General features: G+C 64.1%; 27 protein-coding genes. 15 read left to right on the top strand and 12 right to left on the bottom strand.

Going from position 1 to position 26,022, the window contains the following annotated elements:
• Window positions 1–54: 54 nt before the first annotated feature.
• The 12 genes from LGQ10_RS29965 (at window position 55) to codA (ending at window position 11,505) form a co-directional block, all read left to right on the top strand.
• Window positions 55–915: a MurR/RpiR family transcriptional regulator gene (locus tag LGQ10_RS29965; RefSeq protein ID WP_226524080.1), complete on the top strand. Its 861-nt coding sequence runs from the start codon at window positions 55–57 to the stop codon at window positions 913–915.
• A gap of 32 nt (window positions 916–947) precedes the next feature.
• Window positions 948–1,505, top strand: a complete 558-nt coding sequence (ddpX, locus tag LGQ10_RS29960) for a D-alanyl-D-alanine dipeptidase (protein ID WP_226524079.1) — start codon at window positions 948–950, stop codon at window positions 1,503–1,505.
• A 151-nt stretch (window positions 1,506–1,656) separates the two neighbouring features.
• Complete coding sequence (locus LGQ10_RS29955) at window positions 1,657–3,234, top strand: ABC transporter substrate-binding protein (protein ID WP_226524078.1); 1,578 nt, start codon at window positions 1,657–1,659, stop codon at window positions 3,232–3,234.
• 119 nt (window positions 3,235–3,353) lie between these two features.
• On the top strand, window positions 3,354–4,370 hold the full coding sequence (locus LGQ10_RS29950; protein ID WP_058437095.1) for an ABC transporter permease: 1,017 nt from the start codon (window positions 3,354–3,356) through the stop codon (window positions 4,368–4,370).
• A 1-nt stretch (window position 4,371) separates the two neighbouring features.
• Complete coding sequence (gene ddpC / locus LGQ10_RS29945) at window positions 4,372–5,271, top strand: D,D-dipeptide ABC transporter permease (protein ID WP_058437096.1); 900 nt, start codon at window positions 4,372–4,374, stop codon at window positions 5,269–5,271.
• Window positions 5,268–6,263 carry an ABC transporter ATP-binding protein gene (locus LGQ10_RS29940; RefSeq protein ID WP_226524077.1) on the top strand — a complete coding sequence of 332 codons (996 nt, stop codon included), beginning with the start codon at window positions 5,268–5,270 and terminating at the stop codon, window positions 6,261–6,263. Before ddpC ends, LGQ10_RS29940 begins: the two co-directional genes overlap by 4 nt.
• The gene (locus LGQ10_RS29935) at window positions 6,260–7,231 is read left to right on the top strand and encodes an oligopeptide/dipeptide ABC transporter ATP-binding protein (protein WP_226524076.1); all 972 of its coding nucleotides are present in this window, start codon (window positions 6,260–6,262) and stop codon (window positions 7,229–7,231) included. The genes LGQ10_RS29940 and LGQ10_RS29935 overlap by 4 nt, the downstream gene beginning before the upstream one ends.
• Window positions 7,232–7,332: 101 nt before the next feature.
• Entirely contained in the window at window positions 7,333–7,956 is a 624-nt protein-coding gene (locus tag LGQ10_RS29930; RefSeq protein WP_226524075.1) for an NUDIX hydrolase, read from the top strand.
• Between the two features lie 82 nt (window positions 7,957–8,038).
• Entirely contained in the window at window positions 8,039–8,413 is a 375-nt protein-coding gene (locus LGQ10_RS29925) for a hypothetical protein (protein WP_058435311.1), read from the top strand.
• Window positions 8,410–8,607, top strand: a complete 198-nt coding sequence (locus LGQ10_RS29920) for a helix-turn-helix transcriptional regulator (protein ID WP_226524074.1) — start codon at window positions 8,410–8,412, stop codon at window positions 8,605–8,607. Before LGQ10_RS29925 ends, LGQ10_RS29920 begins: the two co-directional genes overlap by 4 nt.
• A gap of 190 nt (window positions 8,608–8,797) precedes the next feature.
• The gene (codB, locus tag LGQ10_RS29915) at window positions 8,798–10,063 is read left to right on the top strand and encodes a cytosine permease (protein ID WP_226524073.1); all 1,266 of its coding nucleotides are present in this window, start codon (window positions 8,798–8,800) and stop codon (window positions 10,061–10,063) included.
• 179 nt (window positions 10,064–10,242) lie between these two features.
• Window positions 10,243–11,505 carry a cytosine deaminase gene (gene codA / locus LGQ10_RS29910; protein WP_226524072.1) on the top strand — a complete coding sequence of 421 codons (1,263 nt, stop codon included), beginning with the start codon at window positions 10,243–10,245 and terminating at the stop codon, window positions 11,503–11,505.
• Window positions 11,506–11,816: 311 nt separating this feature from the next.
• On the opposite strand, the gene LGQ10_RS29905 is transcribed toward codA, so the two are convergent.
• Both LGQ10_RS29905 and LGQ10_RS29900 read right to left on the bottom strand, forming a co-directional pair.
• The gene (locus tag LGQ10_RS29905) at window positions 11,817–12,812 is read right to left on the bottom strand and encodes a diaminopimelate epimerase (protein WP_226524071.1); all 996 of its coding nucleotides are present in this window, start codon (window positions 12,810–12,812) and stop codon (window positions 11,817–11,819) included.
• Between the two features lie 67 nt (window positions 12,813–12,879).
• On the bottom strand, window positions 12,880–13,878 hold the full coding sequence (locus LGQ10_RS29900) for a cyclase family protein (RefSeq protein ID WP_226524070.1): 999 nt from the start codon (window positions 13,876–13,878) through the stop codon (window positions 12,880–12,882).
• 99 nt (window positions 13,879–13,977) lie between these two features.
• Here LGQ10_RS29900 and LGQ10_RS29895 point away from each other — a divergent pair, with 99 nt between their 5' ends.
• On the top strand, window positions 13,978–14,868 hold the full coding sequence (locus LGQ10_RS29895) for a LysR family transcriptional regulator (protein WP_226524069.1): 891 nt from the start codon (window positions 13,978–13,980) through the stop codon (window positions 14,866–14,868).
• Window positions 14,869–14,871: 3 nt separating this feature from the next.
• Here LGQ10_RS29895 and LGQ10_RS29890 read toward each other — a convergent pair whose 3' ends face one another.
• Entirely contained in the window at window positions 14,872–15,342 is a 471-nt protein-coding gene (locus tag LGQ10_RS29890; RefSeq protein WP_226524068.1) for an Lrp/AsnC family transcriptional regulator, read from the bottom strand.
• On the opposite strand from LGQ10_RS29890, the gene LGQ10_RS29885 reads away from it, so the two are divergent.
• Both LGQ10_RS29885 and LGQ10_RS29880 read left to right on the top strand, forming a co-directional pair.
• Window positions 15,341–15,877, top strand: a complete 537-nt coding sequence (locus LGQ10_RS29885; RefSeq protein ID WP_226524067.1) for a hypothetical protein — start codon at window positions 15,341–15,343, stop codon at window positions 15,875–15,877. The two genes, LGQ10_RS29890 and LGQ10_RS29885, sit on opposite strands and share 2 nt — an antisense overlap.
• On the top strand, window positions 15,831–16,982 hold the full coding sequence (locus tag LGQ10_RS29880; RefSeq protein WP_226524066.1) for an MFS transporter: 1,152 nt from the start codon (window positions 15,831–15,833) through the stop codon (window positions 16,980–16,982). Before LGQ10_RS29885 ends, LGQ10_RS29880 begins: the two co-directional genes overlap by 47 nt.
• 370 nt (window positions 16,983–17,352) lie before the next feature.
• Here the strand turns inward: LGQ10_RS29880 and LGQ10_RS29875 are convergent, their stop codons facing one another.
• The 9 genes from LGQ10_RS29875 to LGQ10_RS29835 all read right to left on the bottom strand — a co-directional run bounded on the left by LGQ10_RS29875 (window position 17,353) and on the right by LGQ10_RS29835 (window position 26,022).
• Window positions 17,353–19,797, bottom strand: coding sequence for a TonB-dependent siderophore receptor (locus tag LGQ10_RS29875; RefSeq protein WP_226524065.1), 2,445 nt, complete (start codon window positions 19,795–19,797; stop codon window positions 17,353–17,355).
• A 97-nt stretch (window positions 19,798–19,894) separates the two neighbouring features.
• A complete protein-coding gene (locus tag LGQ10_RS29870; protein ID WP_058438420.1) occupies window positions 19,895–20,878 on the bottom strand; it encodes a FecR family protein in 984 nt (327 codons plus the stop codon).
• Between the two features lie 40 nt (window positions 20,879–20,918).
• Window positions 20,919–21,419, bottom strand: coding sequence for an RNA polymerase sigma factor (locus tag LGQ10_RS29865; RefSeq protein WP_226524064.1), 501 nt, complete (start codon window positions 21,417–21,419; stop codon window positions 20,919–20,921).
• A 183-nt stretch (window positions 21,420–21,602) separates the two neighbouring features.
• Window positions 21,603–21,959 carry a tail fiber assembly protein gene (locus LGQ10_RS29860; RefSeq protein ID WP_226524063.1) on the bottom strand — a complete coding sequence of 119 codons (357 nt, stop codon included), beginning with the start codon at window positions 21,957–21,959 and terminating at the stop codon, window positions 21,603–21,605.
• Window positions 21,959–23,428 carry a hypothetical protein gene (locus tag LGQ10_RS29855; protein WP_226524062.1) on the bottom strand — a complete coding sequence of 490 codons (1,470 nt, stop codon included), beginning with the start codon at window positions 23,426–23,428 and terminating at the stop codon, window positions 21,959–21,961. Before LGQ10_RS29855 ends, LGQ10_RS29860 begins: the two co-directional genes overlap by 1 nt.
• Complete coding sequence (locus LGQ10_RS29850) at window positions 23,428–24,003, bottom strand: YmfQ family protein (RefSeq protein WP_226524061.1); 576 nt, start codon at window positions 24,001–24,003, stop codon at window positions 23,428–23,430. Before LGQ10_RS29850 ends, LGQ10_RS29855 begins: the two co-directional genes overlap by 1 nt.
• Window positions 24,000–25,070, bottom strand: a complete 1,071-nt coding sequence (locus LGQ10_RS29845; protein ID WP_226524060.1) for a baseplate J/gp47 family protein — start codon at window positions 25,068–25,070, stop codon at window positions 24,000–24,002. Before LGQ10_RS29845 ends, LGQ10_RS29850 begins: the two co-directional genes overlap by 4 nt.
• Window positions 25,071–25,421 (bottom strand): phage GP46 family protein, encoded by a 351-nt coding sequence (locus LGQ10_RS29840; protein WP_226524059.1) that lies wholly within the window; start codon window positions 25,419–25,421, stop codon window positions 25,071–25,073.
• 58 nt (window positions 25,422–25,479) lie between these two features.
• Window positions 25,480–26,022, bottom strand: coding sequence for a phage baseplate assembly protein V (locus LGQ10_RS29835; protein ID WP_226524058.1), 543 nt, complete (start codon window positions 26,020–26,022; stop codon window positions 25,480–25,482).

Genomic DNA, 26,022 nt, shown 5'->3' with positions numbered 1-26,022 from the left:
ACACAAAATACAAAAATGAAATTCCAATAACATTTTCCGCGAACGCCCGGCGAGATGGTCATGGACAAGAACAGTTTCCAAGTCACCCTGGAACAGCAGTTTGCAAACCTGACGCCCACCGGCAAGCGCATCGCCACCTACCTGCTGGCCAACCTCCAGCAGTTGCCCTTCGAGACCGCCGACAGCATCGCCCAGCAAGCCGGCACCACGGGGATTTCCGTGGGGCGCTTCCTGCGTTCCCTGGGCTATCGCAACCTGGATGACGTCAAGCAGGGGTTGCGCGGTGATGCCCCGGCCTCCTGGCTGATCACCGACCGGCTGGGCGCCTTTCGCAGCGAGGCGGACCAAGACGACGCCCTGGAGCGCTCGATGCATCGCGAGATCGAGGCCATCCAGCATGTCTATGGCCTGGCGCGCAGCCAGTCCTTCGCCGCCATCGTGCAACAGATCGTCGAGGCCGACGCGGTGTTCATCATCGGCATCCAGTCGACCCGGGGCATCCTCAACGCCTTCCACAGCCACCTGGAATACATCCGCCCCAAGGTCTACTACGTGGACGGGCTGTCGGGCATCTACGCCGAGACCCTGAACTCCGGCTTCGCCAAGCTCTACGCGATCATCTCCGACTTTCGCGCCTACTCCGCCATCACCCAGACCTTCTGCGAAGTGGCCAATGCCAACGCCCTGCCCCTGGCCCTGGTCACCGACCTGCAGTGCCCCTGGGCCCGGGACTACCCGCTGGACCTGCTGCAGTTGAAAACCGACGTCGGCCAGTTCTGGGATTCCCTCGCGCCCCTGACCTGCCTGTTCAACCTGATGGTGTCCGCCGTGGCCGAGGGCTATGGCGAGCGCCTGGACCAGCGCCTGGCCAAGAACCGCAAGCTGCAGGAAGCCTTCGGCCAGTTCGAATCCTGACCTTCAAGCGTTATCCAAGATGGAGTGAGTGAGTGAACAACAGCCCCCTTGTCGAAATCGACGCCCAGCGCCACCAACTGGAAATCGACCTGGTGTACGCCAGCGCCGACAACCTGGCCGGCCAGGTGATCTACCGCAACGCCCGCTGCCTGCTGCACAAGGACGCCGCGGCCTGCCTGTACAAGGCCAGCCAGCTGGCGCGCATGGCCGGCCTGGGCCTGCGCATCTACGACGCCTATCGCCCGGCCTACGCCCAGCAGCTGCTGTGGCAGGCCCTGCCGGACCCGGACTACGTGCGCGACCCGCGCCTGGGCTCGCACCACACCCGGGGCGTGGCCGTGGACCTGACCCTGGTGGATGAAACCGGCCAGCCGCTGGACATGGGCACCGCGTTCGATGCCATGGAACCCAAGTCGCACCAGTTCTACAGCGACCTGCCGCCCCAGGTGCAGCGCAATCGCCTGATGCTGCTGGGGATCATGCTCAGCGCCGGCTTCGAGGCGATCCCTACCGAGTGGTGGCACTACGAACTGCCCAACGCCGAGGATTTCCCCCTGATCCAGGAGCACGAGCAGCCCTTCGAACACTGATGTCCCGTTCCCCAGCCGGCCACAACAACAGGCAGCCCACTGCCCCAAGCCGGTCGTTACCCGCCCCACCGCTTCAGCTCCAACTGCCCGGTTATAGCTTTTATAAAAAACCTGACGAACTTCCAATCATCGAATGATCAAGGAAACCGGCATGACCCCTAGCCCCCGTAATCACCCTGATGTGCGTCTGTCCACCCGTGTCGTCCTGTCGCTGCTGTGCGCAGCCCTGAGCCTGGGCGCCTGGCAGGCGGCCAGCGCCGCCGCGCCCAAGGACACCCTGATGATCGGCAAGGCCGCCGATCCGCAGACTCTCGACCCCGCCGTGACCATCGACAACAACGACTGGGCCGTGACCTACCCGGCCTACCAGAAGCTGGTGACCTACAAGGTCGAGAACGGCAAGGGCAGCACCGAAGTCCAGGGCGACCTGGCCGAGAGCTGGAGCACCTCGGCCGACAACCTGACCTGGGATTTCAAGCTCAAGCCCGGTAACAAGTTCGATGACGGCAAGCCGGTGGACGCCGCCGCGGTGAAGTTCTCCTTCGAGCGCCTGATGCAGCTCAAGCAGGGGCCGTCCGGGGCCTTCCCGGATGACATGGGCGTGGCCGTGGTCGACCCGCTGACCGTGCGCTTCACCCTGAAGAAGCCCTACGCGCCCTTTCTCTACACCCTGGCCCACAACGGCGGCGGCATCATCAACCCGGACGTGGCCAACAAGGGCGAGGACGTCAACGCCTACCTCTCGACCCACACCGCCGGTTCCGGGGCCTTCCGCCTGAGCAACTGGCAGAAGGGCCAGTCGCTGACGCTGGAACCCAACAGCTACTACGCAGGAACCAAGCCGAGCCTGAACAAGGTGGTGATCAAGATCATCAGCGAAGCCTCGGTGCGCCGCCTGCAACTGGAACGCGGCGACCTGGACATCATCGAGGACATGCCCGAAGACCAGCTCGGCACCCTGGCCGGCAAGTCCGGGATCGTGATCCAGACCTTCCCCTCGCTGCGGGTCAACTACCTGTACCTGAACAACCAGCGTGCGCCCCTGGACAACGTCGAGGCGCGCCAGGCCATTGTCCAGGCCATCGACTACAAGGGCATTGTCGACGGCATCCTCAAGGGCCAGGCCAAGCTGATGAACGGGCCGATCCCCGACGGTATGTGGGCCCACGACCCGAGCCTGCCGCTGATGCAGCAGAACCTCGACGGCGCCAAGGCCAACCTGGCCAAGGTTCCGCAGAAAATCAGCAACCTGACCTACCTCTACTCTGACAAGGACGCCAACTGGGAATCCATCGGCCTGACCCTGCAAGCGGGCCTGGCGCCCCTGGGCATCAACCTGAAGATGGAAAAACTGGCCAACGCCACCATGCGTGAACGGGTGGGCAAGGGCGACTTCGACGTGGCCATCGGCTCCTGGAGCCCGGACTTCGCCGACCCCTACATGTTCATGAACTTCTGGTTCGACTCCAGCCTGCAGGGCTTGCCGGGCAACCGCTCGTTCTACAGCAACCCCGAGGTCGACAGCCTGATCCGCGAGGCGGCGGCCACCAACGACACCGCCAAGCGCATCGAGCTGTACCAGAAGGCGCAGAAGATCGTCCTCAAGGACAACGTCTACGCCTACCTGTACCAGAAGAACTACAGCCTGCCGATGCGTGATTCGGTGAAGGGCTACGTGTTCCATCCGATGCTGGAACAGGTGTTCAACATCGCCGAAATCAGCAAGTAGGAACGGCTCTGCGTTCCCCATCGCCAACCCCTGAACCGGGCTGGCGACGGGTTGCCGTGTTCCCGCTGGGGTGCCGTCGTGCCCCCCTGCCGTTCGTCAAGCGTTAACGAGGTTGCCTCATGGCCTTCCTGAATATGTTGCGTAAACGCCTGCTCGGCCTGTTGCTGGTCGTGGTCGGGGTCTCGCTGATTACCTTCACCATCTCGCACCTGATTCCCGGTGACCCGGCGCGGCTGATCGCCGGCGACCGGGCCAGCGACGCCATCGTGCAGAACATCCGCCACCAACTGGGCCTGGACCTGCCGCTGTACCAGCAGTACGGGCGCTACATGCTCGACCTGCTGCACGGCGACCTGGGCACTTCGATCCGCACCAGCCGCCCGGTGCTGGAAGACCTGCAGGCATTCTTCCCGGCGACCCTGGAGCTGGCCCTGGCAGCGCTGTTGCTGTCGGTGCTGGTGGGGGTGCCGCTGGGGGTGTTGTCGGCGGTCTATCACAACCGCTTTATCGACCAGATCGCCCGCACCCTGGCGGTCACCGGGATTTCCACCCCGGCGTTCTGGCTGGGGCTGGGACTGATCGTGCTGTTCTACGGCCACCTGGGCTGGCTACCCGGCAGCGGGCGCCTGGACGAGGGCCTGGAACCACCACCCACGGTCAGCGGCTTCTACCTGATCGACTCGCTGCTGGCCGGGGACATCCCGCTGTTTCTCAATGCCCTGCAGCACCTGATCCTGCCGGCGTTGACCCTGGGTTTCGTCAACCTCGGGGTGGTGGCGCGGCAGATCCGCTCGGCCATGCTCGACCAGCTGGGCGAGGACTACATCCGCACCGCCCGGGCCTACGGCCTGTCGCGCTGGGCGGTGATTTTGCGCCACGCCCTGCCCAATGCGCTGATCCCCTCGGTGACGGTGCTCGGCCTGACCCTGGGCGACCTGCTGTACGGCGCGGTGCTGACCGAGACGGTGTTCGCCTGGCCGGGCATGGGCGCCTATGTGGTGAAGTCGATCCAGGCCCTGGATTTCCCGGCAGTGATGGGCTTCGCGATTCTGGTGTCGTTCATTTATGTGCTGCTGAACATGGCGATCGACCTGCTGTACCGGGTGATCGATCCGCGCATTGGCGAGGTAAGTTGAGATGTCCGCTCCCTTGAACATTCCCCTGCCGCCACCCACGGCCCAGGCCAGCGGCTGGCGCCCACGCCTGGCCTACCTGGGCTACCGCGTGCGGCAAAGCCCGCTGACCATCGCCGGGCTGTGCATGACCCTGCTGGTGCTGCTGTGCATGGCCTTCGCCCCCTGGCTGTCGAGCCATGACCCCAACGCCCTGAACCTCGCCCAGCGCCTGGCCGCCCCGAGCGCCGCCCACTGGTTCGGCACCGACGAAGTCGGCCGCGACCTGTTCAGCCGGGTGCTCCACGGCAGCCGCCAGTCGGTGGGCGTGGGCCTGTTCGTGGCCTTTGCCTCGTGCCTGGCCGGGGGCCTGTTGGGTTGCCTGTCGGGGATCATCGGCGGGCGCTTCGACAGCCTGGTCATGCGCCTGATGGACATCATGCTCTCGGTGCCGTCGCTGGTGCTGATCATGGCCCTGGCCGCCGCCCTGGGCCCAAGCCTGTTCAACGCCATGCTGGCGATCACCCTGGTGCGCATTCCGTTCTATGTGCGCCTGGCCCGGGGCCAGGCCCTGAGCATCCGCCAGATGGGCTACGTCAAGGCGGCCCAGACCTACGGCGCCGGACGCTGGCACATCGTCAGCTGGCACGTGGGGCGCAACGCCATGCCGCCGCTGCTGGTGCAATTGAGCCTGGACATCGGCAGCGCCATCCTCATGGCCTCGGCCCTGGGCTTCATCGGCCTGGGGGCGCAGCAACCCACCGCCGAATGGGGGGCGATGGTCGCCACCGGGCGCAACTTCATCCTCGACAACTGGTGGTACTCGACCTTTCCCGGGCTGGCGATCCTGTTCACCGCCACCGGTTTCAACCTGCTGGGTGACGGCATCCGTGACCTGCTCGACCCACGGCAACAGGGGAAATGACCATGAGCTCATCCGCCGTTCTCAACATCGATAACCTGAGCCTGGAATTCCCCGCCTACCGCAGCAACGTGCAGGCCCTCAACGGCGTGTCGCTGCACGTCAACCCGGGGGAGATCGTCGGCGTGGTCGGCGAGTCCGGTTCGGGCAAGTCGGTGACCGCCATGCTCAGCCTGCGCCTGCTGCCCGAGCGCAGCTACCGCATCACCTCCGGCAGCCTGTCCCTGCTGGGCCGCGACATGCTCGCCACCCCGGAAAAACAACTGCTGCAGATCCGCGGCCGCGACGCGGCGATGATCTTCCAGGAGCCGATGACCGCCCTCAACCCGACCCGGCGCATCGGCCGGCAGATGCTCGACGTGATCATCCATCACCAGCGCCTGAGCCAGGAGCAGGCCCGGGCCAAGGCCATCGCCCTGCTGCGGGACATGCACATCGCCGACCCCGAGCAGGTGCTGCAGGCCTACCCCTTCGAGCTCTCCGGGGGTATGCGCCAGCGGGTGATGATCGCCCTGGCGTTTTCCTGCGACCCGCAGTTGCTGATCGCCGATGAACCGACTACCGCCCTGGACGTCACCGTGCAGCGCCAGGTACTGCTGTTGCTGCGCGAGAAGGCCCGGCAACGGGGCACCGCGATCCTCCTGATCACCCACGACATGGCGGTGGTCTCGCAGTTCTGCGACCGGGTCTATGTGATGTACACCGGCGCCGTGGTGGAACAGGGCAGCACCGCCCAAGTCATGCTCGACCCCCAGCACCCCTACACCCGTGGCCTGCTCAGCGGCCTGCCGGAACAGGTCGCCCCCGGCGCGCCGCTGCTGACCATTCCCGGGCAGGTGCCCAACCTCGCCCACCTGCCCGGCGGCTGCACCTTCCGCGAGCGCTGCCCGCAGGCCATGGCGATGTGTGCCCAACGGCCACCGCTGCATTCGATCAACGCCGGCGAGCAGCGCAAGAGTGCCTGCTGGCTGGCCGCCCCGGAGTCCGCCCAATGACCGCCACACACTCCCAAACCGGCAACGCGCCGCTGCTGCGCCTCAACGACGTGCAGGTGCGCTTTCCCCTGAGCAACGACTGGCTGGGCCGGCCCCGGGCCTTTGCCCACGCGCTGAACGGCATCGACCTGGAACTGCGCCCGGGAGAAACCCTGGGCATCGTCGGCGAATCCGGCTGTGGCAAGAGCACCCTGGCGCAGCTGCTGATGGGCCTGGTCAAGCCCAGCAGCGGCGACCTGCGCTGGGCCTACGCCAGCGACCGCGAGCGCCACAGCCACGTGCAGATCGTGTTCCAGGACCCGCAATCGTCCCTGGACCCGCGCCTGCCGATCTGGAAGATCATCACCGAGCCGCTGTTCGCCCTGGGCAATACCCCGGCCGCGCAGATGCGCGAGATAGCCGCCAAGGTGGCGCAGCAGGTGGGCATCCGCGGCGAGTACCTGGAGCGCTACCCGCACCAGTTCTCCGGCGGCCAGCGCCAGCGCATCGCCATTGCCCGGGCCCTGGCGTCGAACCCGGACATCATCGTCCTCGATGAACCGACCTCGGCCCTGGACATCTCGGTGCAGGCGCAGATCCTCAACCTGCTGGCGGACCTGCAACGCAGCCGCGGCCTGACCTTCGTGCTGATCTCCCACAACGTCTCGGTGGTGCGGCACATGGCCGACCGGGTGGCGGTGATGTACCTGGGACAGGTCGTCGAGCTGGGCAGCGCCGAACAAGTGCTGGAGCGGCCACGCCATCCCTACACCCAGCTGCTGCTGGATGCGGTGCCGCGCCTCGGTGCGCCCCTGGCAGATACTCAGGTCTCGGCCCCCACCGAGCTGCCGGGCAACCGCAAGCTACCCACCGGCTGCTTCTTCCTCGAGCGTTGCAGCCGCCGTGGCCCGGGCTGCGAGCTGCCGCAGCAACTGCTGGGGGATGCCACCCAACAAGTGCGCTGCCATCGGCAAGGCGCCGGGGGTTGATGTTCCGGCACCACGCCGCCGGCCGCGGCGTGGTGCTTGCTCCCGACGCGCCGAGGGCTTAAAACAGGCGCCTTGTCTCTGACCTCGCAGGAGCATCTCTCATGGAAAGCAGCTGGTTGACCCACGCCAAACGCCTGCAAGCCATCGCCTCTACCGGCCTGCATTTCTGCAAGGATGCCCACGATCGCGAGCGTTACCAGGAAGTCGCCGATATTGCCCACCAGATGCTCGCGCAACTGGGCAATGTGCCGCTGGAGCGCATTACCGAACTGGTGTCGGATTTCGCCCAGCGCTATTCGACCCCCATGGTGGAAGTGCGCGGCGCCCTGATCGAGGACCACAAGATCTTGCTGGTACGGGAGATCACCGACGGCCTCTGGGCTCTGCCCGGCGGTTTTGCCGATGTCGGCCTGTCGGCCAGCGAGAACGTGATCAAGGAAATCCACGAAGAGGCCGGGATCGAAGTGGCGGTGCGTGGCCTGTACAGCATTCGGCACAAGGCCAAGGGCCCCTACAAGGCCGATCATCGCGACTTCTACAAGCTGTATTTCCTCTGCGACCGGCAACAGCGCCGGCAACCGATGGCCGGCAGCGAGGTCAGCGAGGTCGGCTTCTTCGCCCTGGACCGACTGCCGCCGCTCTCCCTGGGGCGCACCGTGGAGCGGGATATCCACGAAGCGTTCGACTTCCACCAGGGCAGGACGGCGCGGGTGCAATTCGATTGAGTTCCACCTGATGTAAAGCGAGCTTGACACAGCCGTGTCGCCTCACCTAATGTAAAGCTCACTTTACATCAGGAGATCGCCCATGGGCGCCAAGCGTTATATCGTGGAATTCACCTTGACCCTGCTGGCCTATATCGCCTGCGTCGTGCTCAGCAGCCATTGGCTGGAAGGCATGGCGCCGGGCCCTGGCAAGATCGCCCTGGCCCTGGTGCCCGTGGTGCCGATGATCGCCATGGCCCTGGCGGTTGTCCGGCAGTTGCGGCGCATGGACGAAATGGTCCGGCGCATCCAGCTCGAGGCCCTGGCCCTGTCCTTTGTCTGCACCGCGTTGATCACCTTCAGCTACGGCTTCCTGGAGACTGTCGGCCTGCCCAGGCTGTCGATGTTCTACGTATGGCCGCTGATGGGCCTGATCTGGGCCCTGGCCACGGTAGCCGGCATGCGGCGCTACCAATGAACAACCAGGTACGCGAACTGCGCACCCGGCAAGGCTGGTCCCAGGCCGAACTGGCCACCCGGCTCGAGGTGTCACGCCAGACGGTGAATGCCATCGAGACCGGCCGCTACGACCCCAGCCTGCCCCTGGCGTTCAAGATCGCCCGGGCCTTCGAAATGCCCATCGAAGACATTTTCAGCCCGGGCCCGGACTGACCTCTATCGGTGCCCACGGGCCTTTTGCGCCGGGCGGTGCACCGTTTTACCCCGCGCACTCAGCCTCTTTGCCGGGGTATTGGCTATAACTGCTGGGGCGTCCTGCTCCAGCAGCGGCGTCCAGCCATGGCCGTCGAAGAGTGGCACGGCACCTGCAGCAGCATGGCATCACTCAGACCAGGGACAGGCCATGACCCAGCACGCACCCGGCAACGACTACCCCTTGAGCGAAGTCCCGCAGCACGCCCGCAAGGGCCTGGCCTCGATGGCCATGGTGCTGCTGGGGTTCACCTTCTTCACCGCGACCATGTTCGCCGGCGGCAAGCTGGGGGTGGCCTACGACTTCCCCACCCTGCTGGCGGTGATCGTCCTGGGCAACCTGCTGTTGGGGGTGTACGCCGCGAGCCTGGGCTACATCGCCTTCAGCAGCGGCCTCAACTCGGCCCTGATGGGGCGCTTCTGCTTCGGCGAGCGAGGCAGCAAGCTCAGCGACCTGATCCTGGGGTTCACCCAGATCGGCTGGTACGCCTGGGGCACCGCCACCGCCGCCGTGGTGCTGGGCAAATACTTCCAGCTGGACCAGGGGGCAGTGCTGGGGTTGATGCTGCTGTTCGGCATGGGCTTTTGTGCCACGGCCTACATCGGCTATCGCGGACTGGAGATCCTGTCGTGGGTGGCCGTCCCGGCCATGGGCCTGCTGCTGGTGCTGTCGATGTGGACTGCCACCGAACAGGTCGGCGGGCTCGATGGCCTGCTGGCTCGGCAACCCAGCGGCTCCCTGGACCTGTCCACCGCCATCACCTTGGTGTTCGGCACCTTCGTCAGCGGCGCCACCCAGGCCACCAACTGGAGCCGTTTTTCCCGTTCGGCACGGGTCGCGGTAGGCGCCAGCCTGATCGGTTTTTTCATCGGCAACGGCCTGATGGTGCTGATCGGTGCCTACGGCGCCATCGTCTACCAGCAGCCGGACGTGGTCGAAGTCCTGCTACTGCAGGGGTTTGCCCTGGCCGCCATGGCCATGCTGCTGCTGAACATCTGGAGCACCCAGGACAACACCATCTACAACTTCGCCGTGGCCGGCTGCAACCTGCTGCGCACCGACCGACGCAAGACCGTGACCCTGGTGGGCGCAGTGATCGGAACCCTGCTGGCGATGCTCGGCATGTACGACCTGCTGGTGCCTTACCTGATCCTGCTGGGCACGGTAATCCCGCCGATTGGCGGCGTGATCATGGCCGACTTCTTCTACCGCTGGCGCGGCCGCTACCCGCGCCTGGCCGACAGCCAGTTGCCAGCCTGGAACTGGCCCGGCCTGGCCGCCTATGGCTTGGGCACCCTGGCGGCCTTCTGCTCGCCCTGGGTCGCGCCCCTGGTGGGCATCGCCGTCGCGAGCCTGAGCTACATCCTGCTCAGTGCCTGGCTCGGCGCACGCGTCACTACCACCGCCCAGGCCTGAGCCCGGCCTTGGTCAGCGGGCGCATTGCGGGTCTATCATGGCCCGGTCACGCACTACCCTGCCTCCTTGCACCGGCCCTGTCGCGACCGGTGCAAGGACAGCCCAATGACCATGGGACAAGGCCTGCGCCCTGATCCGATGGCTGAACCGCTGATTGCCCGACCCGAGGAACTGCTCCAATGCTGATCACCAACGCCCGCCTGCGCCACCGTGAAGGCCTGCACCAACTGCACCTGGAAAACGGCCGCATCGCCCGCATTGTCCTGCAGAGCCCGGACGCCCCCACCACCGCACCGGCCTTCGGCCCCGAGCACCTGGACGCCGGGGGCAACCTGGTGGTGCCGCCCTTCGTCGAACCGCACATTCACCTGGACGCCACCCTCACCGCAGGTGAACCACGCTGGAACATGAGCGGCACCCTGTTCGAAGGCATCGAGTGCTGGGGTGAGCGCAAGGCCACCATCACCGCCGAAGACACCCGCGCCCGGGCCCACAAGACCATCCGCGCCCTGGCCGCCCATGGCATCCAGCAAGTGCGCACCCATGTGGATGTCACCGATCCCGAGCTCACCGCCCTCAAGGCCATGCTCGAAGTACGCGAGCAGGCTCGGCACCTGATCGACCTGCAGATCGTCGCCTTCCCCCAGGAGGGTATCGAATCGTTCCGCAACGGCCGTGAGCTGATGGAGGAAGCCATTCGCCTGGGCGCCGATGTGGTGGGCGGCATCCCCCACTTCGAATACACCCGCGACCAGGGCGTGAGTTCGGTGAAGTTCCTCATGGACCTGGCCGAGCGCACCGGCTGCCTGGTGGACGTGCACTGCGACGAGACCGACGACCCGCACTCGCGCTTTCTCGAAGTACTGGCCGAAGAGGCTCGCAGCCGCGACATGGGTTCGCGGGTGACCGCCAGCCACACCACCGCCATGGGCTCCTACGACAACGCCTACTGCGCCAAGCTGTTCCGCCTGCTGGGGCATTCAGGCATCAGCTTCGTCTCCTGCCCGACCGAGAGCATTCACCTGCAGGGCCGCTTCGATACCTTTCCCAAGCGCCGTGGGCTGACCCGGGTCAAGGAGCTGCTGGACGCCGGGATGAACGTCTGCTTCGGCCAGGATTCCATCGTCGATCCCTGGTATCCCCTGGGCAACGGCAACATCCTGCGGGTGCTGGAAGCCGGCCTGCACATCTGCCACATGCTCGGCTACAGCAACCTGCAGAGCGCCCTGGACCTGGTCACCGACAACAGCGCCAAGGCCCTGGCCCTGGGCGATGGTTATGGCCTGGAGGAAGGACGGCCGGCGAACCTGTTGATCCTGTCCGCCGACAGCGACTACGAGATGCTCCGCAGCCAGGGCCTGGCGCTGTATTCGATCCGCCACGGCAAGGTGCTGATGCAACGGCAGATGGCCCAGGTGCAATTGCTGGACACCCCGTTGTAGTCCCAGCGCCTGGTTTCACGGATGCAGCCTCGCTTCGTGTGGACGCTGCCGCAGGCTGCGCACGGCTCGGTACGAGCCGCAAGGCCGGCACCCATGGCATACCTGATGCACCGCGTCGCCTGGTTTCACGGTCGCTGCGCGCCCGGGCGCAAAGTTGCTTCGTGTAGCCGCTGCCGCAGGCTGCGCACGGCTCGGTACGAGCCGCAAGGCCGGCACCCATGACGTGCCTGATGCACCGCGTCGCCCATCTTCGCGGCTGCTGCGCGCCCGGGCGCAGCCTCGCCAGCTCGGCAGCGGCTACAGGCCTGCTGTCACGAGGGCAGGCGTTGGGCGGTGCCGAACAGGCTGACCCGGCGCAGGACTCCCTCGTGCTCCTCCAGGCGCAACGGCGCGGTGCCACCCGGCATCACCACCTTCACCTCACCGGCCTTGACCCAACCCACCCGCCAGGCGGCGCAGGCCACCGCACTGGCACTGGTGCCCGAGGATGCCGTCGGCCCCTCGCCACGCTCGAACACCCGGGCGACCAGGCACTGCGCCGATTCGCGGGCCGCCCATTGCAGATTGACCCCGGCCGGGCACGGTTCGCCGCTGCCCACCGGTAACGCGAAGGCGGTGGCCGTCAGGCCCTGGGCCAGGGGTTGCTCAAGCATCTGCCGGTTGTCCGGCAAGGCACTGGCGTCATCCACCAGGGTCACGCAGTGGGGATTGCCAATGCGCACGAACTGGCTGTACTCCCATTGCGGATTCAAGGCCTGCAACGGGCCGACCCGGCTCACCCGGCAGCCGTTGAAGAGCACCGTCCCAACGCCCAGGGCCGCCACTGCCTCGGGGCCGAACGCCGGTTGCCCCAGATCCAGCCAGAAGCCCTGGATGCCTGCCACCCGGGCTGGCTCCACGAACGTGGCCACCGGCGACACCCCGGTGCTCTGGTCGTGATGGACCTGCAACAGGGTCTGCCCCTGGCTCTGCAGCAACCCTTGCTCGGTGAGGGCCTGGGAGAAGATCGTCAGGCCGTTGCCACTGCGCTCGGCCAGGGTGCCATCGGTATTGACGATCAACAGGTCGAACGGCGCGCAGTCCTGGAACGGCCCCACCAGCAGGCCATCACTGCGATGGGCCTTGGCCCCAGGCGGACGGCTGCCCGGGGCCCAGTCGCACAAGGCGGCGATGGCCTGCTCGGCCCACAGTCGCCGGTCACGTGCCGCCTGGGCCGCAGTGCCCGGCAGGGCCACCCCCAGGCGGCGCAGCGCCGAGGGTGAAACCACGCCATAGAGATTGCCCCGTGCATCGTAGAACGCCGCCATCGCCCCATCTCCGGAAAAAACCAGCCGCTGACATTACGGCCAATGCAGCGGCCGTACCAGAGGGCAATCAACGAATCGGCAAGGCCATCGGCCGGATCGGCGCGGCATCGGCACCGCGTAGCTTGAGCGAGGCACCGATGAAGGCGAACTGGTAGACCTTGTCCCGGGCCAGGCCCTCGAGGTTCACCAATTCCATGATCGGTGCGCCCTGCATCGCCAGCAGGTAGGTGTGCAGCGGCAGGTAGTTGCCTTCGACCTCGGACGGGAAGGTCTCGAAGCTCAGGTTGTCCGCCCCCACCACCATGGCACCGCCCTCTTCCACCAGGAACTTCGCCCCATCCAGGCTCAGGCCCGGCGGGTTGGCCATGTACACCTGGGCATTCTCGTAGTCACGCATGCGCCCGGTGCGGATCAGCACCACATCGCCCTTTTCCAGGGAGACTTGCTGCTTGGCCAGGGCCTGCTTGAGGTCGGCGCGAGTTACCCGATAGCTGTCGGCCAACTGGTCCAGGCCCTTGGCCGCGGCGACGTCGATCATCACCCCGCGGGCAATGATCGGCGGCAGCTTCTCGGCCCCGGTAACGTTCCAGCCACGGTCGCCCAGGTGCTGGTCGGCACGAAAGCCGTTCCAGATCTTGCCGTTGAGGCCGAAGTGGTTCAGGGCATCGATATGGGTGCCCATGTGGGCATACATCGACACCGCCGAACCGCTGTAGCTGACGTGCTGGTTCATCGGCTCACCGACCTGCATCGGGTCGGCGATCACATTGCCGTGGGGGGTGTGGGTCATCCACATCTGGTACGGCGGATCACCGGCGGCCTGCCAGCTGGGCATGCCGACGAAGTAGTCCACCGCCAGGTCGTAGGCCTGCTCGCCACTGACCCGGGACATGATCGCCGCCCGGGACTGGGGGGTGATCAGGTTCAGGCGGCCGATCTCGTCCTTCGGCCCCCAGGGGCTGATGCCCACCTCCGGCTGCTGCGCCGTGGCGGCGCTGCAAGCGGCACTGACAAGTGACAGGGCCAGGACCCCGGGAAGGATTTTCGACATTGCGCGGATACCCATGAAACCACTCCTTTGAAATAGACGTAGCCATGGTATTGATCGCTGATTCAGAGATAATCAGCCGATTGGTGAATAGATATTCAACCCAGAGGAAACAATATGGATGTACTGATGGCCATGCGCACCTTTCGCCGAGTGGTCGAGCGTGCCAGCTTCAACCTCGCCGCCGCCGACCTCGGGCAGTCCACCGCTGCGGTGAGCAAGCAGGTGCGGCAGTTGGAAGAACGCCTGGGCAGCCTGCTGATCCTGCGTACCACTCGACGCATGAGCCTGTCTGAAGCGGGGCAGAACTATTTCACCGAATGCTGCCACCTGCTGGACGAATTCGATGCCCTGGAGCGCGCCACCCAGGCCGGACTGAGCGAACCCGGTGGGCGCCTGCGGGTCAATGCGCCGCTGTCGTTCGGGCTCAAGGTGCTGTCGCCGATCCTGGTGGCCTTCATGCAGCGCTACCCGCAATTGCAGGTGGACCTGACCCTCAACGACCAGGTGCTGGATGTGGTGGGCGAGGGGTTCGACGTGTCGCTGCGGATCCGCCGCCAACTGGAGGACTCATCGTTGATCGCCCGTCACCTGGGCGAGGTCGAGCAAGTGGTCTGCGCCGCACCGGCATACCTCCAGGCCCAGGGAACGCCCGTGGGCATCGCCGATCTGCACCAGCATCGCTGGCTGGCCTATCGCCTGGCCGAACATCCCGGGCGCTGGCAGCTGGAAGGCCCCGAAGGCCATACCCGGCTGGAGTTGCCGGTGCACTTCGCGGTGGACAACAGCCTGATGCTGGCCGACATGCTGGTGGCCGGCCTGGGCATCGGTGCCCTGCCCGCCTTCGTCGCCCAGCCCCTGCTCGACAGTGGCCAACTGCTGCGGGTGCTGCCCGAGCAACGCCTGCCCAGCCGGCATATCTATGCCTTGTACCCCAGCCAGCGGCACCTGTCGCAGAAGGTCCGGGTGTTCGTCGATTTCCTCGTCGAGGCCCTGCCCCAGCCCTGAGGTTCAGCCGTCGGTGGGCACTTGCAGTCCGACCTTGACCCGGTTCATGGCCACCAGGGTCTTGAAGCGCTTGACGTTGTCGTTGCCGAAGAACAATTCGCGGGTCAGCTGGTTGTACTGGGCCATGTTGCGCACGCATAAGATCAGCACGAAATCGCACTCGCCGGCCACGTAGTAGCACTGCTGGACCTGAGGGCAGGCCTGGAAACTGCGCTTGAGCGCGTCGAGCTGGTCGACCCGCTCACTTTCCACTTCCACCTCGACGATGATGCTCAGCTCATGGCCCAGGGCATCGGGGGCGACCACCGCCGTGTAGCGCTCGATCACCCCTTCCTCGCCCAGGCGCTTGAGGCGCCGGTTGACGGCAGCCGTGGACAGGTTGACCCGCAAACCCAGCTCGCTCTGCGCGGTACTGGCATCGCGTTGCAGCTCAGCGAGCAGTTTCAGGTCATAGGCGTCGAGGCTGGTATTCATGGCAGGTGGAACTCCGGGTGCGGCGGCGCAGCAGTGGAATAAATTTGTTCAAAAACACCCGATTATGCGAAACAAACCCGCAGCCGACGAAATATTATTTCTGCTCGTCGTTCCGGGCACCTGCGGCGCCGGCCTGTGCGAGGTATCGGCCCTGGCATGGTTATTTCTGCAACCTTCGATCGATAGTTTTGTCACAATCCCCGATTCGGCCGCACTGCACGCCATGCGTCAACCAGCGGCCGGCAGTGAGTGCGACAGGCCACTGGCGGCGGGAGCGTCCGGCGCCGCAGGCCTTGCAGGGCTCACGCAACTGGCCGGGGACCCCGCCCACAGGCGGAACACGCGGCTCGATGCGCATTCACGCATCCTCTTGATCAACACTGAAGACGCCACCGACACCCGCCCGTACCGGCGCTGGGTCGGCGAGACGGCTCAATCGGTCACCCGGCGTCGCCGCTACGCTCGATGCCTGACCAGCAAGGATTCTTATGACCGCCAGCAATACCCATCTCCAGGCCGCCCCCGGCCGCCTTGAACAGATGTCCACGCGCATCGCGTACTTGATCGCCGGTTTCGGCATCGCCGCCTGGGCCCCCCTGGTGCCCTATGCCAAGACCCGGGCCGGGCTCGACGAAGGCACCCTGGGCCTGCTGCTGTTGTGCCTGGGGGTGGGTTCGATCCTGGCGATGCCCATCGCCGGGGCACTGGCGGCACGCTACGGCTGTCGCAAGGTCATGTCGGTCGGCACCCTGCTGATCTGTATCGCCCTGCCCTTGCTGGCGACCCTGAGTTCAGTGCCCTTGCTGATGGCGGCGTTGTTCCTGTTCGGCGCCGGACTGGGCGCCGTCGATTCCACGGTCAACCTGCAAGCGGTGATCGTCGAGCGAGCCAGCGGCAAGACCATGATGTCGGGCTTCCATGGCATGTTCAGCCTTGGCGGGATCGTCGGCGCAGCCGGTGTCAGCGCCCTGCTGGGCCTGGGCCTGTCGCCCCTTGGGGCGACCCTGGTAGCGGTAGTCCTGATGCTCGTGGCCCTGCTCAAGGCCGCACCCCACATGCTGCCCTACGGCAGCCAGAGTTCGGGACCGGCCTTTGCCATGCCCCACGGCGTGGTGCTGTTCATTGGCTGCCTGTGCTTCGTGGTGTTCCTCGCCGAAGGCGCGGTGCTGGACTGGAGCGCGGTGTTCCTGACTGGCGAGCGCGGCCTGGATGCCGCCTACGCCGGCCTGGGTTATGCCGCCTTCGCCCTGACCATGACCGCTGGCCGCCTGACCGGCGACGCCATTGTCCATCGCCTGGGCGCCCGCCGGGTGATCTTCATCGGCGGCGCTACCGCGGCGGCAGGCCTGCTGCTGGCCACCCTGGCCCCGGCCTGGGAAGCGGCGCTGCTGGGTTATGCGCTGGTGGGCGCCGGTTGCTCGAACATCGTCCCCGTGCTGTACACCGCAGTGGGCAAGCAGAAAGTCATGCCCGAGAGCATCGCCGTTCCGGCGATCACCACCCTGGGTTATGCCGGCATCCTCGCGGGCCCGGCGGTAATCGGCTTCATTGCCCACGGCAGCAGCCTGAGTGCAGCCTTCGGCCTGATCGCCGCGCTGCTGCTGGCAGTGGCCGCCAGCGCCAAGGTGCTCAAGGTCTGATCCGCCCTTGATCCGCCCCTGTAGCCGCTGCTGAGCCTGCGAAGCTGCGCACGGGCGCGCAGCGCCCGCAAACCCTGCGACGCGCAATGTCAGCCCAGCCCCAATCGCCCTCCCGGCGTCTGCTGCGCAGCCGTACGCAGCCTGCGGCAGCGGCTACACGAAGCCAACTGCGCACGGGCGCGTAGCGCCCGCAAACCCTGCGACGCGCAATGTCAGCCCAGCCCCGATCGCCCTCCCGGCGTCTGCTGCGCAGCCGTACGCAGCCTGCGGCAGCGGCTACACGAAGCCAGTTGCGCACGGGCGCGCAGCGCCCGCAAACCCTGCGACGCAAATGTCAGCCCGGACCCGATCACCATCGCGTCGGCACGCCTCAGAAACCGACGCTGGCCTGGACGAAGAAGGTCCGTGGCGCGCCCACGTAGATCCCCGAGTTGTTGTCGCTGGAACGGGTGTAGTACTGGCGATCGAAGACGTTCTTCACCCCGGCGCCCAGCTTCAGGTTCGACAACTGCGGGCCGAAGTCATAGCCGCCACGGATGTTCCACAGCACATAACCCGGCATGTCGCCGTACTGTCCATCGGCGCTGCCATCGGTGATGTAGTTGCCGGTGAAGCTGCCGTTGCTCTTCACCCCTGTGCCAGGCGAACGCTGCCCGGACTGGGCGAAGGCGTCGATGTTGTAGGTCCAGCGGTCGATGTCGTAGCGCAACCCGGCAGTGGCCACCTGGCGCGAGTAGAACGGCAGGTCGCGGCCCTTGAACCCCGGGATCTCTCCTTCGTAGCTGGCCCGGGTATAGGTGAAGCCGGCGTTGGCGCTCAGCCCCTCCAGGCGTGGGTCCAGGGCGCCCAGGTTGTAGTGCAGTGAGGTTTCCAGCCCCTGGTGCTTGGTGGCGCCGAGGTTGGTCCAGCCCACGTCATTGCTGATGTATTGCAGTTCATCGTCGAAGTCGATGTAGAACAGGGTCACCTCGCCTCCCCAGACATCGTCGTTGTAACGCGTGCCGACCTCGTAGGTCTTGGCCTTCTCCGGGCTCAGGCCATTGGCGGTCTGGTCACCCTGGCCGCCCTGGCCCAGCTGGAAGTACTGCAGGCTGCCGAAGGACGTCTCGTAGTTGGCGAACAGCTTCCAGGCGTCGGACAGGTGGTACATCACGCTCAGGGCCGGCAGCGCTTCGTTGCTGTCGATGCTGCGACGCTTCTCCTGCACCCGCGTGCCGTCGGTCCCCAGGACCGGCCGATCATGCCAACGGGTGCTGATGTCTTCGAAGCGGATACCCGGGGTGATCGTCCAGTTGCCGACATCGATCTTGTTGTCGATGTAATAGGCATGGGCCTCGGTGCCCCCGGTGCGATCCTGGTAGACATGGCCATCGGAGTCCTTGGTCAGCACCGGCTGGTTGTTCACCAGCGCCACGCGACTGGCCTCCTCATGCATGCCTTCCTTCAGGTAGCGATACCCCACACTCACCTCCTGGGTCGTGGGCCCGAGGTCGAACACATGGGACACCCGGGGCTCGATGCCGAAGGTGTAGTAGGTCCGTGGATAGGACACCAGGGTCTTCTGGTCGCGGGCGGCGATATTGCTGCCACGAAAGCTGTCGGAGTAGTAGGTCAGCACTTCGAACTGGGTGCGATCGTCCACCTGGCGCAGGTACTTGAACGACACACCCTTGCGCCGGCCACTGAAGTTGTCCCAGTCCCGATCGGAATCGTAGGGGTGGGCGTCGTACTGTTTCTGGGTGAGGCCACCGGGCATGTCGGCGGTCGCGTCGTAGTAGTGCAGGTTCAGCGAGAAATCGTCCTGATCGGTGGGTGCCCAGTGGGTCTTGAGGATCACGTCGTCGATGTCGTTGCCGTTGTTGCGCTCGCGATAGCCGTTGCCATTGACCCCGGAATACAGCAGCGCTACCCCCAGGCCGTTGTCGGCGGTGCCGCCGAGGAACGCCGTGTCGATATGCTTCCAGCCGCCACGCCGGGAAGTTTCCAGGGTGGTGCCGATTTCCCCGGTCGCCTGCTCCGGGATGGCCCGGGTCACGAAGTTGATCACCCCACCGACGTTCTGGGGCCCGTAGCGCACGGAGCCGGCGCCACGCACCACGTCGATGCTGTCCAGGTTGCCCGAGGAGATGGGCGCCATGGACAACTGCGGCTGGCCATAGGGAGCGAAGGCCGCCGGAACGCCATCGATCAGTACCGTGGAGCGCGGCGACAGGCGCGAGGTCAGTCCGCGCACACCAACGTTGAGTGCAATATCGCTGCCCCCGGTACCGTTGGCATCCTGCACCTGCACCCCCGGCACCCGGCGCAGCACATCCCCGACGTTCATCGCCCCCTGCTCGACCATGGCCTCGCGGCGAATCACGGTGCGCGCGCCCGGGTGGTTCCGGACTTTCTCGGCATCGGCATCGGCCAGCCAGTCGCCCACCACGCTGATGCTGGTGGAATCCAGCTGCAAGGTGCCATTGCCAGCCACCGGGGCCGGGCTCAGGGTCACCGAACTGCCGTCGATCCGGTATTGCAGGCCGCTACCTTGGAGCAACTGGCCCAGGGCCTGCTCCGCCGAGAGGTTGCCGTCCACCGCCGGGGCTTGCTTGCCAGCCACCAGCCCAGGGCTGAAGAACAGCTGCAGCGAGGTCTGCAGGCCCAGTTGGCTCAGGGCCTGGCCCAGGGGCTGGGCCTGGATATGAATGGCACTGGCACCCTGGCCGGCCTGGGCCTGGGGCAACGCCGCAGATACCGCCAGGGCCAGCGCCAGTGGCAACCAGCGACGGACAGGCAAGGAAGTTACGGCAGGAGAAACGGCTATTTTGTTCACGTTGGCAGCTGTCCTGTGGATCGCACCGGAGTGCGTCTGTTAATGCAAACCAGTTGCAGTTGGACAAGAAGACGACGAACTGGAAAAAAACCTGAATCTAACGGGAAAAAATTTCCTGGCTGCCGTCGGCACGGGTACGCACCGCCACCGGCAGGATGCTCGGCAGGGCCTTGAGCAGGGCATCGATGTCATCGGACCTGAACACGCTGGTCAGGCGCAGCTCGCCCAGCGCCGGGCTGGCCAGGTGCAAAGGTCGCTCGCGATAACGCGAAACCTCGGCCAGCACATCGACCAGCCGAGCGTTGTTGAACACCAGCTTGCCGCTGCGCCAGGCCGTCAGTTCCTCGGGGTTCACCGCATAGGCCGGGGCTACCTGCCCTTGTGCATCGACATGGGTCCCCTGGCCCGGGGTCAGGGTAATGAAGTCATCGCTGGCGGCCTGCCGGCCCTGGACCTTGACCCGCCCCTGGGTCACCGCCACCCGGGTCTGCCGGGCGTCGCGGCGTACGTCGAAACGGGTGCCGGTCACCGTGACCTTGCCGGGCCCGGCACTCACCACGAAGGGCCGGGCACTGTCGTGCTCGACACTGAACAGCGCCTCGCCCTCCTCCAGCTCCACCAGGCGCTGGTCGTTCGCATAACGCACCTGGAGCCGGCTGCGACTGTTGAGTTCGACCTGCGAACCATCGGGCAAGGCCACCACGCGTCGTTCGCCCAGAACGGTGGCGAAGGTGGCGTCATAGGACGTCGTGGGGCCCAGGCCGCTGAACGTGCCCAGGGCCACGGCCACGCTCACCACGGCAGCGGCCGCGGCAAAGCGCAACCACGGGCGGCGCTTGCCAGTTGCCGGGGCCTCGGCGCACAAAGCCTGCAGGCGGGCTGCGGGCACCAGGTCTGCGGCGGCCCACAACGACTGCAGCACTTGCCACTCATGGGGATGTTGCGGGTGCTCGGCCAGCCAGCGCTGGAAGTCTGCCTGCTGCTCCAGGCTCAAGCCGGGCTCCTGCAGGCGCACGAACCACTGCGCCGCTTCGTCGCGGACCCTGGCCTGTCCACAGGCACAAGCGCGGCTGTCCATCATGCAGATTCCTGTTTGGCTGAGGGTGAAAAGACGCAGCGACTCATGGGGCAGCCCCATCCAGGCGGTCGCGCAGGTGCCGCAGGGTGCGGATCATATACTTTTCCACCATGTTTTTTGACAGCCCCAGGCGCTCGGCGATCTCGGCCTGGGTCAGGCCCTCGATCTTCTGCCAGATAAACACCTTGCGACAGTTCAGCGGCAATTCGCCAAGGGCCCGCTCGATGGAATCGGCCAACTGGATCGCGTGCATGAAATGCTCCGGGTCGCCAGTGGACGACACGCCGAGATGAGCCTGATAGTCCTCCAGTCCGGCACGCCGGTCTTCGCGCCGAAAGGCGTCCACGGCAATGTTGCGTGCGGTCTGGTGCAGATAGGCCCGTGGCTGCTGCACGGTGGAGGCGTCGGATTCCAGCACCCGGACAAAGGTGTCGTGGGCCAGGTCCTCGGCCTGCTGGCGATTGCGCAAGCGCCGGGTCCAGGTGCCGATCAACTCTTCGTAGTGTTCGAAAAAGCCTGGTCTGCGGGGCGGCTTGGCTGTCATCGCAATGCGCTGGGAACGTGGGGGCGTGAATAGTAATGCTTCGCATTAGTGCCGGCAATGGATCGGCGACCACTTGCTCCCTAGCGCCTGTGAGGCCACGGTGGCTCGACGAACAGTGTAAGCGCGCGCCGTATTTGGCACCAACGGGCGCCGTATTTGGCACCAACGGGCTCTGCTGGTCATTCAGGACACGACCTCACCGGGCGATAGCGGCCAGTCAATTTGTGCTGGAAAACCTTTCTGCTGTTCCACGCGGTTCAAGTCGATCCGATAGTCTTTCCATTGCCCGAGCAACTCGACCTCGGTGGCGGTGGCCCTCTTGCGGTCTACCGCGTCCTGAAGCGGCCCCATTCGATTTGCCGCCACAACCAGCAACTGGTCCCGCGTGTCCCGTGCCTTGCGCGTCGCTTCCTCGTGGCTGGGCGGCAAGGCCACCGGAGCAGGCGGCGCACCTTCACAATACGTTTCATGCGATTCAACATCGTCCGGCCCGTCAATAGCGCGGAAGCCCTGGCCATCTTTTCTAACTGCATAGCTCATTAATATAACTCCCAACCGTTAACAGTAATGCCATTGCTTGGTGAATTTATGACCACGTAAATACTCTGGCCTTGCAAACACATTTCAATCGGCATTGACGTGGCCACGTAGTAACCTGGAGCGCCCACACTTTGAATGGAATATGCCACATGATTTAGCGGGGTAGGTGCATAGTAATCACCAGTTAACGAGCCGTTAGGGTGAATGAAAACAGTAGAAGTTGGAGCGTTAGCGCAATGCGATGTCAACGAAACAGAAAGCGCGCCTGGCGGAACATGCGCAGCAACAGAAACAGGAACAAGTACAATCGGGTTCGTAGTTCCTTGAACCCCGGCAACGATAACCGGGAAGGCCGGGAGATTGGCCGAACCTGGCATATATTGCGCCTTCTTGCCTTGCTGAATAAACGGCAAAACAAAACGGTTAGCCGTGTTGTCTGTGCGCACATAGCCTAAGCGGGCCTTACCCGTGTAACCAGGCGGCATAACCGGCGCCGTGTCGCTCAGGGAAGCGAGCAGCGCAAAGGCAACCCCGGGCGCCTCGATCATCCAGATCGAGTACCACCGTGAAGCCACTACCGCCCCCGTGTCCAGTCCATTGGCACCTGACGCCAAAAGATTTACAGAACCGCCCCAAGCCGAAACTGATCGGTAGTTACCATCGTTGTGCCTGAGTGTAAGTTCCTCGAAGTTGACATAAACAGTGCAGCTATTACCATCCGCTGTAAGTTTCAACCTGGACGATGCCCCGGCAATCGGGCCGTTATTGAAAATTGTGCTAACATGCGCTTTAGTTGCCAGGCCATCAGACAGTTCTTTTTTTGTTGCGCCGTCCGTAATGCCATAACCCGCTAGACTGGTTGCCTTGTTCGCCTTGTCTTGCGGATTAAAGTTGCCGGCGTGCCAGGCCGTATTCCCGAAAAAAGTAGCGGCTTTATTGACCACGTCAAGCGCAAACGGATAAGTTGTTACGCCGTCATTGAAAGCGAAGAACCTTAACGTCTTACCAACAGCATCAACCCGGATATCAAACCCCGGTGTTTGCCATGAGATTTCCGGGGAATCGATGCTCCCATTGTCGAGCACAATAGAACCTGTAAGCTTTCCTCCGCTCGTCGGCAGCAGCCCTGCAACGTCCTTCTTTGACGCCAAGTAGCTCAGCGCTAATGCCAACTCGCTTTTTGTCGGCGCATCAGTAATGCCGAAGCCCTCAACGGTGGAGGGTTTATTGCCCAGCTTCTGCCACGTATTGGCGGCTGTCAAAAGCGACTGTACAGCCTTCAACAGCTGAGAATCATCAGTTGCATCCAGGCTCAAACCCGCCCCTTCAATCAAGCGAATTAACTCCCGCTGTACCGCATTCAACCATGCGGCCTTGATCAGAGTTGCAGCTACTCCGGCCCCTGGACTGCCCTCGGTAAATTCACCGAGAGAGTTTGCCGTGGTGGTACTTGTACCGATCTTTTGCATTAGTTGTCTCCGTAACCGAATAGAAGAATGGATTCGGCGGGCTTCATTTGGCTGAGCCTGCACTCAAGGGGCCTATTGCCCCAGGACGCCAGCGGGTCGCCAGCTCCAGTGATTCCTGCAACGGCCCGGCTCACCGTCACTGCCGGTGCGTTGACACGCCAGGCAAACGCCCAGTCGCCGCCATTGATTGGGTCTCCAGCCCGCGCTACGCCTGCAAGAGCAGGGCTAAAGGTGTCGATGGTTATGTCGTAGCCGAGGGACTTTGCCAGGGCGATAAAAAAGGACCGGCTTTGACCGCCACGACCTTGCAGCTTGCTGACAACCGCTTGCACACGCTGGCGAACCGATTGCGGCACACCAGCAAGGCAAGGATCAGGCAAAGCAAGAACACGCTCCCAATCCGCAAGCCCCATTCCAGAGTCGGCAAAAATGGCGCTGTAAGCTGCCTCGGCATGGGCTTCGGCAGATGTCAGCGCGCTAGCCTCAGCCTCAATCGCAGCCGAGAGGCGGGGCGCCGATCCGTTATATGAGACCGGAGGAAGGAGCAGCCGGAGCTGGTCTGCGAGACTGGTCATCTCATCAGCCCCAACTTGATGGTTCCGGGGCGAATCCAACCGATCAAGCTAGCGTCTTCAGAGGCTTTGACGTTTCCGGCTGGGGCCGTAACGGAGCGATCCGTAACCCCGGCCAGATTGTTGAGCATGGCCTCAATCTGTGAGCGCCTGAGGATCTCGCGAGGCTTGAGCGCTCCAAGCAAGGCGTTGTATGCAACCTGCGCAGCCGCTTGCACGTCGACAAGCTTGTAACCGCCCTCCAGCTCTACAAGAGCAGTGGAATCGACTGTGCGGACGACTGGGGCATAAACCCACACATCGGCAATCACCGAACATTTGCCCAAGATGAACTCTTTGCAGTTGGCTATGACTTCGGCCGATGGGCTGCCGCTACTTGTGGTAATCACAACATCGACAGTTCCCGCGCCGCGACGCATAGGCAGCACAAGTGCATCGGTAACGCCGTCCACACTTCTGGCCCAGCGCTTGAAGTCATAAGCTGTACCACCTGCCGGTGGAGACTGAATGAGTTCCAGGAGCCGGCCCCGCAAGGACTCGGTTTTTTCCTGGTCATCACCACCAATAGTTTCGCTGACAAAACTTGCGACACCGGACATTGCCAACGGCGGGCTATTGACGACAAGCTCACCACTTAAACCATTAAGCGCAAAACCGGCTTTAATAGCACTTACACCGACAGCCACAGTTCCATCCTGGCCAATCTGAGCACTTGAAGTCGTCGCGAACTTTTCGCCCGTGGCGACATGAGTGAGCGTCGATCCTTGCAGCAGATTGACACCAGGCGCACCACTCAACAGTACTGACGCTGTAGCCGCCACAGACCCTTTCTGAAAAAGCCCCTGAATCGCGGCGTGATGCAGCAACTCTTCATCATCTGCCGTATCCGCGAAAATCTGCCGGTAAACCCACGAAACTTTTTGATAGAGCCCTTCGACTGCCGCCGCAAATGCCGCCGAGCGGGCGTAATTGTCACTGTCTTTGCCGATATCGGCCTCAGGCTGCAAGTTGCGAATATCCCTCAGAATATTTCCAAGGATACTTTCGAATGCAAGAACCGAGATTGCCATTTAAATAACCCTTACAGGGAAACGAAACACCTGCGTATTGCCGGTGGCGTCAGTGACTTTGATTTCGAGATTGAGCCAGCCGTTATGGGGCTGTTCAGTTGTTACGCTGATGGCGGTAGCGCGATTGTCGTCGAGCAGTTGCTTTAGCGCGGCCTCTGCGTATTGCTTGGCCAACTTTCCGACCCGAGAAAGATCTTTCTCACGGCGCAGCTCATGCAGGCGGGAACCAATCTCGGGAGCTGCCCAGTAGCTCCCGAGAGGGGTCGCGATTCTGATGTAGACGGCATTAGCCAGCGTGTAGATTCGCTGTCCAGTTGCATCGCCTGTGTTTGGGTCTATACCTGCGTCCATGCGGGCAGAATGACAATGTTTATCGGCTAGTGAGTTTCAGCCGGATTTAAGCCGAGTCTTACTGTTGCTTATCCGGTGGAGGGCCTTGGTTATGCCCATGGACGTTATAAATATCCCGGTCGGCCTGCATAGTTCGAGTATGGTCTGCAATCTCGCCTATGGCCTTGATGTCGCCGGTCGTCTCGATCAAAGGCGTATCAAAACTAACTTTCGTGGTCGCCTTCACCAAAAGAGTCTCCGTCTCTACTTCAATCACACGCCCACGCTTCATATGAACGCGGTCGCCTTCGTCGGTGTACAACGCGACCTCACCGCCCTGTACCGCAAGCCTGTAGCGACCGTCCTCACTTGCAACCACCACAGCGTGGTTGGTGCTGCCGCCGACCGGGATCACGATGTACTCAGCACCTGGTAGCGGTGCCGAGGTGAAACCATAGTGCTGGAATAGTTCACCGTCGACTGTCTCGCCGGCCAGGCCCTCCATCTGCACGCCCTGGAGCTTGCCCTGAGTGTTACTGGCGGCAACTGCCCGGAATGTCTGGCGCACTTGCTGGAAAGCACGCTGTACCTGTTCACGAACCTGCCTCGCTAGCCCGGTCAT

Source organism: Pseudomonas sp. L5B5 (genome assembly GCF_020520285.1).
Lineage (GTDB): Bacteria > Pseudomonadota > Gammaproteobacteria > Pseudomonadales > Pseudomonadaceae > Aquipseudomonas.
The sequence above is the reverse complement of the archived record's forward strand: the minus strand, read 5'-3'. Positions and strand labels throughout refer to the sequence as shown.